This window comes from Roseibium aquae (assembly GCF_008711285.1).
Taxonomy (GTDB): domain Bacteria; phylum Pseudomonadota; class Alphaproteobacteria; order Rhizobiales; family Stappiaceae; genus Roseibium; species Roseibium aquae.
Genome location: NZ_VXDC01000007.1, coordinates 1 through 15,083, shown reverse-complemented (window position 1 = coordinate 15,083; position 15,083 = coordinate 1). Strand labels below are relative to the sequence as shown.

Here is a 15,083-nt window from a genome sequence, read left to right as displayed (position 1 = left end):
CCCCCCTTAAAGAACTTTGCCGCGCAGGATGCCTGTCGGGCGGACCAGCAGCATGAACAGCAGGATCACAAAGGCGGTCGCCGCCTTGTATTCGCTGGGCAGGATCAGAACGGACAGTTCCTCCGCCAAGCCGACAATCAAACCTCCGAGCACCGCGCCCTCGACCCGTCCAACGCCGCCCAGGATCGCGGCGGCGAACATGGGAAGCAGCATCTGCCAGCCCATCATGGATTTGAGCTCGGTGTTGATGCCCAAGAAGACCCCCGCCGCGGCGCACAGGCCACCCGCGATGACCCAGGTCAGGACAATCACCGTCTTGTTGTCGATCCCGGACAGCAAGGCGAGGTTCGGATTGTCGGACATGGCGCGCATGGCCTTGCCCCATTTGGAGCGGCTGAGGAAAACGTACAAGGCTCCGACCAAGGCAAGCATCGCCAGGACCGTGTAGATCTCGCGATCCCGGATTCTCAGGCCGAAATAGACGTCGGGCCGGGAAATGCCCCGGACATAGCTTTCGGAATCGACGCCCCAAATTACTTGCACCACAGCCCGCACCATCAGCGCGATGCCCAGCGAGGCGATGACGGTAATGATCTTGGGACGTTCCCGCAGGTGTTCGTAAAACACCTTGTCTATGCCGACCGCAACAAGGGCGGTCGCCACGATGGCCACCGGCAAGGCCGCATAGGGTGACACGCCGATCCCGGTGACGACCGCAAACGCGACGAACGCGCCCAGCGTCGCCAAGTCCCCATGGGCCAGGTGCGCATAGCGCAAGATGGCGAAAATCAGCGTGATGCCGACAGCACCGAGGGCATAGATCGAGCCGAGCACAATGCCCGGGATAATGTAGAAGTTTACGAGTTCAAGAAATCCCATGACGCGCCCTACCCACCCAGGAACATTTCTGCGATCTCGCGATTGGCGAGCAAGTCGGCGCCTGTGCCTTCGTGCCGGTTCTGTCCGGCCGCCAGGACGTAGCCGCGGTCGGCAAAAGCCAACGCCTGTTTCGCGTGCTGTTCGACAAGCAGAATCGCAACGCCAGTGTCCCGGACATCCCGGCTGATCTGGAAGATCTGCTCCATGTACCTGGGGGACAAACCAGCGGTGGGTTCATCGAGGAGAAGCAGCTTGGGATCGAGCATCAAGGCCCGGCCCATCGCCACCATCTGGCGTTGGCCGCCGGAAAGACTGCCCGCCAGTGTTCGCCGCCGCTCCTTCAAGTCGGGGAAAAGCTCATAGACCCGATCATAGGCCGCACTCAGATCGCCCTTTTTCAGGAAGGCACCCATCTCCAGGTTTTCCTGGATGGACATCTCACGGAAGATGTTATCGACCTGCGGAACGTAGCAAATCCCGCGCTGCACAATCTTGTTGGGCGACCATCCGGTGATGTCGTCGCCATCAAAGACGGTCCGTCCACCGCGCACTTTCAACAGCCCGAAAACGGCTTTCATCGCCGTGGACTTGCCAGCCCCGTTTGGCCCGACAATCACGACAATTTCCCGGTCATCAACATGGAGAGAAACAGAGCGCAGAATATCCGCCTCACCATAGCCGCCGGTGAGATCCTCCATCGACAGCAGCGTGCTCATGCTTCGGCCCCCACCGTTTCGCCGAGATACGCCTCGAGCACCTGCGGGTCCGACCGGACGGTCTGGAAGGAGCCTTCGATCAGCACGCGGCCTTCAGCCATGCACACCACGGGATCGCAGAGCTTCTCGATCATTTCCATGTCGTGCTCGATGAGGATGAAGGTGTAGCCGCGTTCCTTGTTCAGGATCTCGATCTTCTCCTCAAGCTTGCGCAAAAGCGTCCGGTTGACCCCGGCAGCCGGCTCGTCGAGCAACACCAGCTTCGCGTCGGTCATCATGGTGCGGCCGAGTTCGAGCAGCTTTTTCTGCCCCCCCGAGAGATTGCCGGCACGCTCATGAGCAACTTGGGTTAGCCCCAGAAATTCAAGGGTTTCTTCCGCCTTCGCTTCGACGTCCTTTTCAACGGCCTTTACCCGCCCCCAACTCAACCAGTTGGACAAAAGCGCCTCGCCGGGCTGGTTCGGCGCAACCATCATCAGATTCTCAAGGGCTGTCAGACGGTGAAATTCATGCGGGATCTGGAAGGTCCGGACCAGTCCCTTGGAAAACAGCTCGTTGCTTGGCAGGCCCGTGATATCCCCGCCTTGAAAGGTTATCGTTCCGCTTGTCGGTTTCAGTGCCCCCGCGATCATATTGAACAACGTGGTTTTGCCCGCGCCGTTCGGTCCGATCAGCGCGGTGATCGTTCCTTCATCCACCTTGAAGGAACAGCCATTCACCGCCCGGAAACCACTGAAGTCCATAACGAGCTGGTTCAATTCCAGCATGTCGGCTCCTCGCCGCCATCCCCAGGCGGTCTTTTGTCGTTGCTATTCGCCGGCACTCCAATGCCGTTTTTCTTGAAAGATCGCCCTCCCCGGCGGTCTCACTCCCGTTCTTCTATCCACCTGATCGCCGCAATCAACAAAAAACCTCAGTTAAACTACGCAGTGAGTAAGATTCGTTCTCAAACCGCCTCATATCGCTATCAATACTGCGCCAGCGCAGGAAAACCGTATCCATCAACAGCCATTTTCCGCTGATCCGCGAACCCGGAATCGCCGGCACCTCATCTCAACGGGCCCTTTTGCGGCAGCCGGACGGGGCCACCGATCCGGTCAGGAGTTGCCGCCGAACCGGTATCGGACGACCCCGGGTCGTTTTCAGAATGACGGCGGACGCAAAGCTCGCCATTTTAAGGGCAATCCCATAAAACGTGTCGCCCGTGTACTTATCAGGAATAGCCGCTTCAATGTTCATCAGCGTCTTCGACATCTTCAAGATCGGCGTGGGACCCTCAAGCTCTCATACGATGGGCCCGATGGTCGCCGCCTCGCGCTACTATGACCGCTTGCGGGACCTGCCCGGAGTGGAGACTGGAGCGCACATCACAGTCACACTTCACGGCTCGCTGGCCTTCACCGGAAAGGGGCACGCAACGGACCGGGCGGTTTGCCTCGGCTTGCTCGGAGCGCGGCCGGAAACGCTGGATCCGGACGCGGTGGACGGCATGATCGATACGCTCCGGTCCCGAAAAAGCCTGACACCGGACGGGCTTCCCGCCCTTTCCTTCGATCCGGATGCGGATGTGATCTTCGACTATGGCCCTGCCCTGCCATTGCATGCCAATGGCATGACCTTCAAGGTTGTCAGCCCCTCCGGCTATCTGGTGGACGAGTTCGTCTATTACTCAATCGGCGGCGGTTTCGTGGTCACGGAAGCGGAAATGCGCAACACGCGCAATGACGAAAGCCCGATCCCGCATGAAGCGCCGGTGCCGTTCCCCTTTGCCAGCGCGAAGCAAATGCTGGAAATGGGCGCGGCCAAGCCGTGCAGCATTGCCGAGATGAAGCTGAAGAACGAGTGCAGCTTCATGGCCGAAGAGGATGTGAAGGCCGGTCTGGACCGGATATGGTCCGCGATGGACGCCTGCATCAATCGCGGGATCAAGCAGACTGGTGTCCTTCCAGGTGGCCTCAAGGTCAAGCGGCGGGCTTCGGACATCTACCAGAAGCTGATCCGCGAAGGCCGGACGAACCGGCCGTTTGAGCATACGGTGGTCGATTGGCTCGGCGTTTACGCCATGGCCGTGAACGAGGAAAACGCCGCCGGCGGCAAGGTGGTCACCGCGCCGACAAATGGTGCTGCGGGCGTCGTCCCGGCGGTGATGCGGTATTATCTGGACCATTGCCCAGGCGCCGATCAGGACGGGATCCGCACCTTTCTCCTGACCGCATCGGCCATCGGCGGGATCATCAAGGCCAATGCCTCGATCTCCGGCGCGGAGGTGGGCTGCCAGGGTGAGGTCGGATCCGCGTCGTCAATGGCGGCCGCAGGCCTTTGCGCGGCCCTTGGCGGAACGAATGAGCAGATCGAAAATGCCGCGGAAATTGCGCTGGAGCATCACCTCGGCATGACCTGCGACCCGATCGGCGGTCTTGTGCAAGTGCCCTGTATCGAGCGGAACGCCCTTGGCGCGGTCAAGGCCGTGACCGCCGCCTCGCTGGCCCTTCGCGGCGACGGGACCCATTTCGTTCCGCTGGATGGCTGCATCGAAACCATGCGCCAAACCGGCATGGATATGATGGAGCAGTACAAGGAGACCTCCAAAGGCGGGCTGGCCGTGAACATCGTCGAGTGTTGACCAGGCGCTTGACTTTCGGCCGCGACAAGCGGTTCCATCGGAGCGTTTCTGCCGTTCTGCCGTGTTTTGGAGACACACATGCCGTTCGTAACGCCCATTGTCGCCGGATTGCTGGCCCTGCTTTATCTCTTCTTGAGCGTTCGGGTGATCCGGCTGCGCGGGCAGGAGCGGATCTCTTTGAGCGACGCAGGAAATGCCGAGATGCAGCGCCGTATCCGCGTGCACGGCAATTTCGCCGAATACACGCCTTTTGCCTTGGTCTTGCTGCTCCTTCTGGAACTCCAAGGCGCGCCGTGGTGGTATCTGGCGGTCCTCGGCCTCATGCTTCTCGCAGGCCGGAGCCTTCATGCCTATGGGGTCAGCCAAAACCCGGAACCGCTTCAACTCCGAATCGCAGGCATGGCGATGACCTTTGCAGTGTTGGCGCTCGGCGGGCTGTCTTGCATTATTCTGGCCTTGATGAACCGGCCAGTGCTCACCTGATCAAATCTGCTGCAGCCGCGTCTTGTGCGCATGAGCGATGTGAAGCCTCGCCGCCTTTTCGGCGGCCGCGCCGTTGCCGGCGGCAATCGCCTCCACGATCGCGGCGTGCTCTTCCACGGCTGTCTCACGCCGCTCGGGCGTGTCGAGTGTCGTCCCGGCCATCAGGATCAGGGACAGGCGCAGGTTGTCGATCTGATCGACCAGGTATCGGTTGTGCGAAGCGAGGCAAAGACGCCTGTGAAACTCACGGTTCGAACGAACCAGGCTGTCCTTGTCGGAAACCCGCTTACGGTCAGCCGCGACGAGGTCCTGCAGGATCTCGATCTCCGGTTTGGACGCATGCTTAGCCGCCAGGCCCGCGGCAGTTCCCTCCAGAACCTCGCGCATGAAATAGACTTCATTGATCTGATTGTGATCGAGGGTCGGGATCACCATGCCGCGGTTCGGCTCGTGAATCGCGAGCCCTTGCGCTTCCAGCCGTTTCAAACCTTCCCGGATCGGCGTGCGGCTCACGCCGAACCGTTCGGCCAGATCGGCTTCGCGCAACCGGTCACCGGGTTTCAGCACCCGTTCCTCAATCGAGGCAATGAGACGCTGGTAGATTTCTGAACCGTTCATGACAAAGCAGATAGCCTGTCATGCCGGACCAGCGCAAGCCACCCGATTTCCGGCCACCCGGCTGCGTTGCCGTCGTGGTCCGAAGCCCGGGCCATAAGCTCCGGTCCCCGGATCGAAGCCGGAACCGGCCCTAATGCAGCCGCACGCCCTGGCGCCTCAGTTCCGCCTGCAGCATTGGGATATCCATGGCATCAAGATCGATGCCGTGCTTGACGGATATGGCCGCCGCCACCCCCGCCCCCTGCCCGGTGACCGTGCAGCACATCATGTTGCGGGTCGCCGCATGGCTGACCTTGTCCCCGCCGGTTGCCCGCCCTGCGACAAGCAGATTTCTGACCCCCTTGGGCAGTATGGTGCGGTAGGGCACCTGAAAATACCGGCCGGTCGTCGGCAGGATCAAAATGCCGTATCCGTCGATGAATTCGGGAAAAATGCCGATGCTGTCTTCAAACCGGCCCTGCTCTCGCACATCGTGACCGGTCATGTCATATGCCGCGTGGATCTTGCGGGTATCCCGGATCCCGATCGTCATGCCGAAGTTGCGGAGCTTTGCCGCCTCACAGCCGGGTTGATACCGCTTCAGCGCCTCAACCGCCATCATCGCCTGACGACGGCCCTCGATCTCGTTCCAGGTCATGGAATCGGGATCCGTCCCGTCACACTCCGGCAGATGAACCAGGTTCAGATAGGTCAGGTCACCGCTGTCATAGACCGCCCCCCAGGTTCCCGAGATAGTCTGTAGATGGGCTGGAATGATCCCGGCCTGCACAGCCTGTTTGAAAGGCTTTTTCAGGAAAGGCGAGAACATCTTGTCTTCCTTGCCGGTGGTCTCGACGGTCCACTCGCCGCTTTCCCAGTCCTTGTAAGTGTGCGGATCGGCTTTCACCGCGTCCATGAACTTCTTCTTGTCGACACCGTTCATGGAAAACATCACGGACGCCGCCTGCATCTCCTCGACAGGTGTTTTGTGGGTTCGGGCTCCGGCGCGGTAGGCAACATCCGCGTCACCGGTCGCGTCGATGACACGCTTGGCGAGGATCGCCTCGCGGCCCGCCTTGCTCTCGGTGATGATCCCGACAATGGTCCCCTCCTCGACAATCGGCATCGCGAAGGCGCGATGCATCATGGGGCGAATGCCCGCTTCTTCGACCAGATTGTCAGCGACAAGCTTGAACCCCTCGGCATCGATCGCATGGCTGTCGGATTGTGGCTCCGGGGTTGCCGCGCCGGCCTTCCGTGCCCGGTCTTCGAACTCCCGGCCGACGCCTTCGGTATCGACCGTCTTTTCGTGGCGGTACCAGGCAAACCCCTCAACACCCACCACCGTGAGGTTCCCGCCGAGGCAGCCGAACCGCTCGACCAGGGCAACCTCCACCCCGGCCCGGGCCGCGCCGAGCGCCGCCGCCAGTCCTCCGGGCCCGGAGCCGACCACCAGGACGTCGGTTTCGTGGATCACGTCAATCCGGCGGGCCGGTTCGGTAATCTGCTTCACGGAGTTCCTCCGAAAGATGTGTCGTGCGATCGTTCACGGTCCCGGGCGATACAGTGTGCCTCCGATCACCGGCAACCGCGCGCCAGTGGTGCCGGGGTAACTGGTTGGCAATCCCGCCTGATGCCGCGCGCCCAGATAGGCCATAGCCTGTGCCTCAAGGGCGTCGCCATCGATCTGAAGGCGCTCCGACGGGTCGACCCGTCCTCGAAGCTGGTGCGCCAAATGCCCGAGGATGGTCGGGTTCTTGCGGCCACCTCCGCACACGAACCAATGAGCGGGTTCGCGCGGAAGAAACGCCGCCGATGCCGTGATGGCCCGGGCCGTGAAGGCGGCGAGGGTCGCCGCCCCGTCCTCCAGATCCAAACCAGACAGAAAATCCAAAGAGAAGGCGTTGCGGTCGAGCGACTTCGGTGGCTGTTTTTGGAAAAAGCCATGGGACAACGCCGCGGCGAGCCGGTCTTCATGGATCCGGCCTGCCCCCGAGAACCGTCCGTCCCGGTCGAAATCGTCCGCACCACTCGCCCGGACCCAGTCATCCAGCAATGCGTTTCCAGGACCGATGTCGAATGCCAGCAGCGTGTCTCCGTCCACGTAGGTCAGGTTGGAGACGCCGCCGATGTTCAAGAAACACACCGGCTCGGTCAAGGCGCCCGACTGCCGGCGGACAAGGGCGCGGTGATAGACCGGGACCAGGGGCGCCCCTTCGCCGCCGGCTGCCATGTCGGCCAGACGAAGATCGCTAATCACCGGCAATTGCAGAGCCTGGGCAATCACCTGCGGGTCGCCGAGTTGAACGGTTTCTCCCCGGTCCGGATCGTGCCACACGGTTTGGCCATGCACCGCAATGAAATCCGGCTTAAGGCCGTGTTCGGATAAAAAGCCGCGAAGGGCCGCGATGTGATCCTGTGTGATGTCATCGGACAACGCCGGCCAGCCCGACCTGTCTTCCGGCCCGCTTTCGATGGCGCGCAGCACGGCTTGACGGGTGCTTTCCCGGTAGCCCGCGACGGCCGACGGACCGATCCGGGCAACCGTCTGTCCGTCGGTCCCGATCTCGGCAATGTCGATCCCGTCGGCGGAAGTCCCGCTGATGCAACCAACGACGGACCACTCGGTCATGGCGCGCTCGCCACGGCGTCGAGACCGCGCTCCGCCAGATCGAACATATCGTGGATCTGACGTTCCGTGATGATGAGCGGCGGACAAAACGCCATGGCGTCCAGCATGTTGCGCGAAATCAGCCCTTGGTCCAGAAATGCCGCATTGACCTTCAGGCCCAATGCGCCCGGGGTTTTGGACAATTCCGGATGATAAACTTCGGCAGCACCGATCAGGCCGACCCCCCGGGTCTCGATAACCATCGGCCGTTCAGACAGTTGCGCCAGCCTTGTTTGAAAGACCGGACTGACCTCCTTGACGTGAGCGACCAGCTCCCGCTCCTCGATGATCTTCAGATTCTCGAGCGCGACAGCCGCCGCCACCGGGTGGCCGCTGCCCGTGAATCCGTGACCGAAAACGCCGATATGATGGGATTCGTCGGCGATCGGCTGGTAGACCTTGTCGTTGATCAGCAGAGCCGAGATCGGCAGGTAGGACGAGGACAGGGCTTTGGACAGCGTTATCATGTCCGGCTGCAGCCCGTATTTGGTCGTCCCGAACATCTCCCCCGTGCGCCCGAAGCCACAAATGACCTCGTCCGCGACAAACAGGATATCGTACTTCCTGAGAACCGGCTGGACAGCGTCCCAATAGCCCTCGGGCGGCACGATCACGCCACCGGCGCCCATGACGGGTTCTGCAAAAAACGCGGCGATGGTTTCGGGGCCTTCCTGCAAAATCAGGTCTTCCAGATCCTGGGCACACCGGCGCGCAAAGGCCGCCTCGTCCTCGCCATCCCTGTGCATGGTCCGGTAATGCGGTGAGGTTGTATGCAAGACTTGCGGGATCGGAAGGTCGAAGGAGCGGTGGTTGTTCGGCAGGCCGGTCAGGCTCGCTGATGCGATGGTCACACCGTGGTATCCGCGCGCACGCGAAATGATCTTCTTGCGCTGGGGCAAGCCCAAGGCATTGGACCTGTACCAGATCAGCTTGATCGCGGTGTCGTTGGCCTCGGAACCGGAATTCGTGAAATACACCTTGGACATGGGCACCGGCGCCATGGAGATCAGCTTCTCGGCCAGATCGACGGATGGTCCATGCGTGCGGTAGCTGAAAGTGTGATAGTAAGGCAGCTTTTCCATCTGCCGGGCAGCTGCATCGACCAGACGCTTTTCACCGAAACCGACAGCCACGCTCCAAAGGCCGGCCATTCCTTCAATGTAGCGTTTGCCGTTCAGATCCTCGACGTAGATCCCCTCGCCTTTTTCAACCACCATCGGGCCGACGTCCTCGTGACGGCGGGCATCCGCGTAGGAGTGAAGCTGAAAGGCGATATCGCGCGCTTCGACTGAATTGGGGCGATGAGTCATGGATGGCCTCTGAGAAAGACGTTCGGTTCGTTCTCAAGACTTATCACTCACAAGAGCGCTCGGCCACACCGGGACCATCCGTCTCAGCGCTTATGCCGCAATCCACACAGTCCGCGGCGACTTCGATCCGGCTTGCCGGTCAACTGTCCGGCTTGCGATCGGCCGCTTCCTGAAAACTGCGCACCGTCAGCTTGAAAACATCCGCGCTCAACCAGACGGTTTGCGGCAAGAACCAGGACACCAGAAGATAGACCGGATCGTAACTTACCCCGTAGGTCGATACGCCGAACCAGGTCACGACGGCCGTGAGAAGCGCCGAGGCCGCGTGGATCTCGCCGAGACCCCGCAAAGTTCTGGCCCGATCCTGCGCGATCTTGAGCAGCAAACGGCTAAAGGCATAGGTGAACGCCAATCCAACGATGAATATCCAAGCCAAAACAGTATCCCTTTCCCTTCCGCGCGGTGGACCTCGGTCTCCCGCGTCATCCCATGCTCATCAGATCGAAGAATGACTCCCGTCACAGACGGGATTGGTCTTTGTGTGCTTGCATCCGCAAAAAAAGACCTTCCCGGATGTATCGGCCTTGAAGCGAACCGGCGCGAACTCGGTGCCCTGGTGGCTGCCGTCACAAAAAGGCTGGGACTTGGAAAGGCCACAGGCGCACCAGAAATAGCTCTTCCCCTCTTCCACCGTGACCGGAAAGGGTGCGCGCTGCGCAATTGTCGGTGATGTCATCGCATTTCCCCTGGCAGATGATAACCGCCTTCCATCTAGGTCACGGTCTTGATCGGTCTAGGCAACGGATAGGAGAATAATACGAAGATGAGCCACCCTTCCGCTTCAGGAGCGATTATTTCGACGCGATCATTTCTTTTTCTGCCTCCAGAGCTAACGTAGGGAATCATCGAAAACTTGCCTGGAAACGGACACCACTCCGATGCCTTTGAAATCAGCCATGCTTAAATGCGCCGTCGTATTGGCAATGCTTTACATCGGAAGCTGGTCCGCCAACGCACAAGCCGTGACGTCTGTACGTCTGGGCCTACTGAGTGCCGGAGTGGAAGTCTACAGCTATGAAATATCCGTTTTGAAGCTCGCGCTAGCGCATGCTGACGGCGACTATGACCTGACGATCGAAACGCTCGATATTCCACAGGAACGCGCTTTGGTCGAGTTGGAGGCTGGGCGGGCGAGCTTCAATCTGTTTTTCACAGGGTTCAATGCGGACCGGGAGGACCGTTTTCGCCAGATCGATATTCCGCTCAGCCGCGGTCTCTTGGGGCACCGGGTCTTCGTAACATCCAAAGACCAGCTTCAAGTCTTTGCGGCTGCGCGGACCCTTGAAGATCTTAGGTCACGGCTGGTCGTTGCTTCGGGTATCGGTTGGCCAGATACAGATATTTTCAAAGCGGCCGGCTTTTCGGTGGTCACCGATGACTACGAGATCCTATGGAATTTGGCCGGTGCGAAACGGGTTAACGCGATCAATCGGGGGGTTCACGAAGCTTTTGTCGAGATCCGTGAGCGCGAAAGAACGTTCCCGGATCTGGTCGTGGATCCTCATGTGATGGTTCGATATCCTTTCGACTACCTGTTTTACCTACGCAAGGAAGACGAGCAACTCGCGCGGGCAATCGAAACCGGGCTTCTCCGGGCCTACGAAACCGGCGCGTTTATGAACAACTTTCGTTCCCACCCGATGATCCAGGCGGTCATTGGCGCCGCGCAGCCGTCCGCTCGAAGACTGTTCGAGATAGACAATCCGTTCATGAGCGATCGGCAAAGGGCCATTCCGGAGGTCTACTGGCACCGCTTCTGAGGCCAGTGTTTGCGCAAAGCCATGTTTATGGCGATCCTTGATGTGTGCCTTCTGGGTTCTTGAATTCCCGGTTCGCGATGCACATAAGCAGCAGTGATTTTGACCTGCCACCGGGAAGAACCAATCATGAGCGAGACTGCAGCAACCAAAGAGACCTATGTTTTTCAAACCGAAGTCGGCCGTTTGCTCGAGATCGTCACGGATTCGCTTTACTCCAATCGCGAAGTCTTTCTGCGGGAGTTGATCTCCAACGCGTCCGACGCATGCGACAAACTGCGCCACAGCGCCTTGACCGCTCCCTCCCTGGTCACGGACGATCCGGAGTTTCGGATCGTCTTGGAAGCCGATGCCGAAGGCGGCACACTCACCTTGTCCGACAACGGCATCGGGATGAACCATGACGACCTGATGGAGACCCTTGGAACCATCGCGAAATCGGGCGTTGGCGCCTTCCTCGACAAGCTGGAAGATGGCGAGAAAGCCAGGATGAACCTGATCGGCCAGTTCGGCGTCGGTTTTTATTCGGCCTTCATGGTGGCAAGCCGGGTCGACGTCCTGACCCGCAAGGCCGGAGAGGAGGAAAGCTGGCTCTGGTCCTCGGAGGGCAAGGGCGAGTACAGCATCGAGCCCGCGGAGCGCGATGGGCGGGGAACAACGGTGAAACTCCACTTGAAGGAGGACGCAAGGGAGTTTCTGGAATCACCGCGCCTGCGGCATGTGGTCAAAACCTATTCGGACCACATCGCCTTTCCGATCAGACTTGGAGACGACACGCTGAACGATGCCTCGGCGTTGTGGCTCCGGCCCGCGAAAGACATCACGCCAGAGCAATACAAGGAATTCTACCGCCATACCGCGCATGCGTTCGACGATCCCTGGCTGACCGTGCACAATCAGGTGGAGGGAATCGTCAGCTACGCCAATCTCCTCTTCGTGCCGTCCATGCGGCCGTTCGACCTGTTCGATCCAGAGCGCAAGTCGCATGTGAAGCTGTTTGTGAACCGTGTCTTCATCACCGAAGAAACCGACGGCCTCATGCCGGCCTATCTGCGCTTCCTGCGCGGGGTCGTTGACTCGCAAGATCTGTCGCTCAATGTGTCCCGTGAAATGCTGCAGACCGATCCGAAACTGGCGAAGATCCGGTCGGGCCTGACCAAGAGAATCCTGACCGAGTTGAAGAAAAAGGCGGAGGCCGATACCGAAGGTTTCGCGACGTTCTGGTCGAATTTCGGTGCCGTTCTCAAGGAAGGTCTGGTAGAGGACACCGGTCTTCGGGACAAGATCCTCGAGATCTGCCGGTTCAGTTCCACAAATGCCCACGGGCTCACCAGCTTGGCCGGCTACCTGGAGCGGATGAAGGACGGGCAGGAGGCGATATACTACATCGCCGGAACAGACGCCGAGAAACTCGCGCATTCGCCCCATCTGGAAGGCTTCAAGGCCAAGGGCATCGAGGTCTTGTACTTCACGGATCCCGTGGATGAGTTCTGGCTGCGTCACATCACCGACTTCGAAGGCAAGACCTTCAAATCTGTTACGCATGGAGCGGCAGATCTGGATGGCATTGCATCCGGGGGCGAGGCCGAGACGGAACCCTCGAAAACGGATGCGCCCGATATCGCCGCCCTGCTGGTGATCATGAAAACGGCGCTCGGGGACAAGGTCAAGGATGTCCGCGCCTCGAAGCGTTTGACGGAAAGCCCGGTTTGCCTGATCGCGGACGAGGGGGACATGGACGTCAACCTGGAACGCATCCTGCGCCAGACTGGCCAGCTCAAAACCGCTTCGGCCCGTGTGCTCGAACTCAATCCCGACCATGCGATTGTCCGCAAAATGTTTGAACGGGCTCAAAAGCCCGAAGCCGGCAATGACGCTCTCTTGCAGGATGCCGCGCACCTTCTGCTCGATCAGGCCCGGATCGCAGACGGCGAGGAACCGGTTGATCCGGCGGCGTTCGCTCGGCGGATGGCCACGGTGATGACCTATGCGCTATAGGTTGAGGCATGGCGGCCAGTGTTGACCCCAAACGGGGCCTCGCAGCCCGCTGGCGGTTGTCATCCGGTGCCGCCCATGCCGATCAAGCAAGCGCGAACCGGCCGCGGTTGCACAGACTGCGCAAGCACCATATTTGACCCTCCTGTGCATCGGGCGCCTCGCCTGGGGCAAAACCGGACGCGGGCGCACGAAGACGTGGGGATTTGGAATGACAGAACGTGCAGAACGCAGGCAACTGCTGAAACGGGAGCTTCAGCGCATCGACGGTAAAAGCCCGGAAGCGCCAACACCGTTGACCAAACACGTCAAGATGGCGGCCTCCCCGTTCCACGTCCTGCGAGGAACCGCGCAGGTTTTTTATGCAGACCTCGCCAGTGGACAATTGCCCCTGCCCGCTCCGATGCTGGAAGCGCCTCTGACACGCATCGTGGGCGATTGCCACTTGTCGAATTTCGGCTTCTTCACCGAAGATGGCAGCTATGGCGACCGGGTGATCTGGGGGCCGAACGACTATGATGATGCGGCCGAAGGCCACGCCGCCTTCGACCTCAGCCGCTTTTGCGTGTCTCTGTTCCTTGCATCCGATTACCTTGAAGGCCTTATCGAGGGCCGCTACACTAGCGCGGAACAGTTTAACGGGACCAACGCGCCGTCCCGAAATGATGCTGCCAAGGCTGCCAAGGCCTTTCTCAAGGCCTACCGGAAGGCATGCGAGCATGTCATCGACCAGCCCGAAACCCGCGACTGGGCCGTTGACGACTTCGGCAAGTCCCACTTTCTGGCCGCGCCGCTGAAAAGAGCGATCTCACGCGCGCCGGGGGGCCAGAACTTTTATGAGAAATCGTCCGTCGGCAAACTGACCGTTGCAACGGATACCGGATTCAGGTTCAAGAAGGCGCAAGGGAAACTCGCCGCCGTCGAGCCGGACATGGCGGCGGAACTACGTTTCGTCTTCCGCCCCTACCTTGACGACACCATCCTCGACGTTGCCCAGCGTCTGGGGGCCGGAACCGGTTCCTTGAACGTTGAAAGATACTATTTCCTTGTCGGCCCCGATGCGGGACCCAGTGAAGCCGCGTTCCGGGAAACCCATATCGTGGAAGTCAAGCAACAGCGCCCCGCTGCCATCATCGAACACTTCCCCGATCTGTCACCGGTCAACCGCATGGATCCGGCTCATCTGACCATCGACTGCCAGCGGCGCATGATGCGCCGCCCGGATCTGGTCCTCGACGAGGTCAACTGGAAGGGCCTGCATTGGCTGGTCCGATCACGCCATCATGCCCGGGTGACGGTGGATCCGGAGGAACTGCTCGAAGCCGGCGCGCCCGGCAAGGCCCTGAAAGACTATGCCAAGGCCTGCGGCACTGCGCTTGCCCGAACCCACGGCCGGGTCGACCGCCGCTCTGTGCGCTTCGAAAGCGCGATGGCGGAAGCCCTCGAGGATTTTGACAAGGAATTGATCGAAGTGGCCCGCGAATATGCGCAGGTCGTCCGCACCGATCATCGGATCTTGAAGGAGATGCTGGGCCAAGACGGGAAGAGCAATGCCGCCTGACATTGGCATTCCCGCCGTTCTCGCCGGACCCATCCTTCGCAAGATCACGCCTGAGCGCGTGGTCATCTGGCTCGCCACGCGCGCGCCGGCCAAGGTCCGGCTGGACCTAATGCCCGATGGCGAGGAACCGAGATCCTTCGAATTGGCGCCCGGCAATCCTGACCTGCCGGTTCTGTCAGCCGGAACGCATCTGCATTATCAGCTGATCGACTTGGCGCTCACCCGGCCGCTTCCGGAAGACACGTTCGTCTCCTATCGGCTCAGCCTCCTGGCGGAAGATGATCCCCAGACTGGTTGGCAGGACCATTATGCCGATGCCCGGATTATGCCGATGTAGGTCTGTAAGTCTTTGTTTCCGGAGGGGACCGCTGTGTCGGGGTCGGCATAATCAGAGGGCTTCGAGGAAGGCGAGGAGTTTGTCTGTCGGCCGG

At 60.4% G+C, this 15,083-nt stretch carries 15 protein-coding genes; 6 read left to right on the top strand and 9 right to left on the bottom strand.

Features of this window, described 5'->3' with window-relative positions:
• Nucleotides 1-6: 6 nt before the first annotated feature.
• Genes F0184_RS12075 through F0184_RS12065 form a run of 3 tightly spaced genes read right to left on the bottom strand, consistent with a single transcriptional unit; the run spans nucleotide 7 to nucleotide 2,362 of the window.
• Nucleotides 7-879 carry a branched-chain amino acid ABC transporter permease gene (locus F0184_RS12075; protein WP_150496454.1) on the bottom strand — a complete coding sequence of 291 codons (873 nt, stop codon included), beginning with the start codon at nucleotides 877-879 and terminating at the stop codon, nucleotides 7-9.
• An 8-nt stretch (nucleotides 880-887) separates the two neighbouring features.
• Nucleotides 888-1,595, bottom strand: a complete 708-nt coding sequence (locus F0184_RS12070) for an ABC transporter ATP-binding protein (RefSeq protein ID WP_150496453.1) — start codon at nucleotides 1,593-1,595, stop codon at nucleotides 888-890.
• On the bottom strand, nucleotides 1,592-2,362 hold the full coding sequence (locus F0184_RS12065) for an ABC transporter ATP-binding protein (protein WP_150496452.1): 771 nt from the start codon (nucleotides 2,360-2,362) through the stop codon (nucleotides 1,592-1,594). Before F0184_RS12065 ends, F0184_RS12070 begins: the two co-directional genes overlap by 4 nt.
• A 464-nt stretch (nucleotides 2,363-2,826) precedes the next feature.
• Between F0184_RS12065 and F0184_RS12060 the strand changes: the two genes are divergently transcribed.
• Both F0184_RS12060 and F0184_RS12055 read left to right on the top strand, forming a co-directional pair.
• A complete protein-coding gene (locus F0184_RS12060) occupies nucleotides 2,827-4,218 on the top strand; it encodes an L-serine ammonia-lyase (RefSeq protein ID WP_150496451.1) in 1,392 nt (463 codons plus the stop codon).
• A gap of 78 nt (nucleotides 4,219-4,296) precedes the next feature.
• Nucleotides 4,297-4,701, top strand: coding sequence for an MAPEG family protein (locus F0184_RS12055; RefSeq protein WP_150496450.1), 405 nt, complete (start codon nucleotides 4,297-4,299; stop codon nucleotides 4,699-4,701).
• On the opposite strand, the gene F0184_RS12050 is transcribed toward F0184_RS12055, so the two are convergent.
• From F0184_RS12050 to F0184_RS12025, 6 genes are all read right to left on the bottom strand, one after another.
• Nucleotides 4,702-5,319 carry a GntR family transcriptional regulator gene (locus tag F0184_RS12050; protein WP_150496449.1) on the bottom strand — a complete coding sequence of 206 codons (618 nt, stop codon included), beginning with the start codon at nucleotides 5,317-5,319 and terminating at the stop codon, nucleotides 4,702-4,704.
• Nucleotides 5,320-5,449: 130 nt separating this feature from the next.
• Complete coding sequence (locus tag F0184_RS12045; protein WP_150496448.1) at nucleotides 5,450-6,811, bottom strand: FAD-dependent oxidoreductase; 1,362 nt, start codon at nucleotides 6,809-6,811, stop codon at nucleotides 5,450-5,452.
• Nucleotides 6,812-6,844: 33 nt separating this feature from the next.
• Nucleotides 6,845-7,930, bottom strand: a complete 1,086-nt coding sequence (locus F0184_RS12040; RefSeq protein ID WP_150496447.1) for an anhydro-N-acetylmuramic acid kinase — start codon at nucleotides 7,928-7,930, stop codon at nucleotides 6,845-6,847.
• Entirely contained in the window at nucleotides 7,927-9,279 is a 1,353-nt protein-coding gene (locus tag F0184_RS12035; RefSeq protein ID WP_150496446.1) for an aspartate aminotransferase family protein, read from the bottom strand. Before F0184_RS12035 ends, F0184_RS12040 begins: the two co-directional genes overlap by 4 nt.
• A gap of 139 nt (nucleotides 9,280-9,418) precedes the next feature.
• Nucleotides 9,419-9,715: a hypothetical protein gene (locus tag F0184_RS12030; RefSeq protein WP_150496445.1), complete on the bottom strand. Its 297-nt coding sequence runs from the start codon at nucleotides 9,713-9,715 to the stop codon at nucleotides 9,419-9,421.
• 60 nt (nucleotides 9,716-9,775) lie between these two features.
• Nucleotides 9,776-10,015 (bottom strand): CDGSH iron-sulfur domain-containing protein, encoded by a 240-nt coding sequence (locus F0184_RS12025; RefSeq protein ID WP_150496444.1) that lies wholly within the window; start codon nucleotides 10,013-10,015, stop codon nucleotides 9,776-9,778.
• A 202-nt stretch (nucleotides 10,016-10,217) separates the two neighbouring features.
• Here F0184_RS12025 and F0184_RS12020 point away from each other — a divergent pair, with 202 nt between their 5' ends.
• The 4 genes from F0184_RS12020 to F0184_RS12005 all read left to right on the top strand — a co-directional run bounded on the left by F0184_RS12020 (nucleotide 10,218) and on the right by F0184_RS12005 (nucleotide 14,989).
• A complete protein-coding gene (locus tag F0184_RS12020; protein ID WP_150496443.1) occupies nucleotides 10,218-11,099 on the top strand; it encodes a hypothetical protein in 882 nt (293 codons plus the stop codon).
• 126 nt (nucleotides 11,100-11,225) lie between these two features.
• Entirely contained in the window at nucleotides 11,226-13,094 is a 1,869-nt protein-coding gene (htpG, locus tag F0184_RS12015) for a molecular chaperone HtpG (RefSeq protein ID WP_150496442.1), read from the top strand.
• Nucleotides 13,095-13,302: 208 nt separating this feature from the next.
• On the top strand, nucleotides 13,303-14,652 hold the full coding sequence (locus F0184_RS12010) for a DUF2252 family protein (RefSeq protein WP_150496441.1): 1,350 nt from the start codon (nucleotides 13,303-13,305) through the stop codon (nucleotides 14,650-14,652).
• Nucleotides 14,642-14,989, top strand: coding sequence for a hypothetical protein (locus F0184_RS12005; RefSeq protein ID WP_150496440.1), 348 nt, complete (start codon nucleotides 14,642-14,644; stop codon nucleotides 14,987-14,989). Before F0184_RS12010 ends, F0184_RS12005 begins: the two co-directional genes overlap by 11 nt.
• Nucleotides 14,990-15,083 lie beyond the last annotated feature (94 nt).

Bases quoted from the DNA above. Each gene is read 5' to 3' on its own strand.
- F0184_RS12075 (WP_150496454.1), bottom strand. From the start codon at position 879: ATGGGATTTCTTGAACTCGTAAACTTCTACATTATCCCGGGCATTGTG.
- F0184_RS12070 (WP_150496453.1), bottom strand. From the start codon at position 1,595: ATGAGCACGCTGCTGTCGATGGAGGATCTCACCGGCGGCTATGGTGAG.
- F0184_RS12065 (WP_150496452.1), bottom strand. From the start codon at position 2,362: ATGCTGGAATTGAACCAGCTCGTTATGGACTTCAGTGGTTTCCGGGCG.
- F0184_RS12060 (WP_150496451.1), top strand. From the start codon at position 2,827: ATGTTCATCAGCGTCTTCGACATCTTCAAGATCGGCGTGGGACCCTCA.
- F0184_RS12055 (WP_150496450.1), top strand. From the start codon at position 4,297: ATGCCGTTCGTAACGCCCATTGTCGCCGGATTGCTGGCCCTGCTTTAT.
- F0184_RS12050 (WP_150496449.1), bottom strand. From the start codon at position 5,319: ATGAACGGTTCAGAAATCTACCAGCGTCTCATTGCCTCGATTGAGGAA.
- F0184_RS12040 (WP_150496447.1), bottom strand. From the start codon at position 7,930: ATGACCGAGTGGTCCGTCGTTGGTTGCATCAGCGGGACTTCCGCCGAC.
- F0184_RS12035 (WP_150496446.1), bottom strand. From the start codon at position 9,279: ATGACTCATCGCCCCAATTCAGTCGAAGCGCGCGATATCGCCTTTCAG.
- F0184_RS12025 (WP_150496444.1), bottom strand. From the start codon at position 10,015: ATGACATCACCGACAATTGCGCAGCGCGCACCCTTTCCGGTCACGGTG.
- F0184_RS12020 (WP_150496443.1), top strand. From the start codon at position 10,218: ATGCCTTTGAAATCAGCCATGCTTAAATGCGCCGTCGTATTGGCAATG.
- htpG (WP_150496442.1), top strand. From the start codon at position 11,226: ATGAGCGAGACTGCAGCAACCAAAGAGACCTATGTTTTTCAAACCGAA.
- F0184_RS12010 (WP_150496441.1), top strand. From the start codon at position 13,303: ATGACAGAACGTGCAGAACGCAGGCAACTGCTGAAACGGGAGCTTCAG.
- F0184_RS12005 (WP_150496440.1), top strand. From the start codon at position 14,642: ATGCCGCCTGACATTGGCATTCCCGCCGTTCTCGCCGGACCCATCCTT.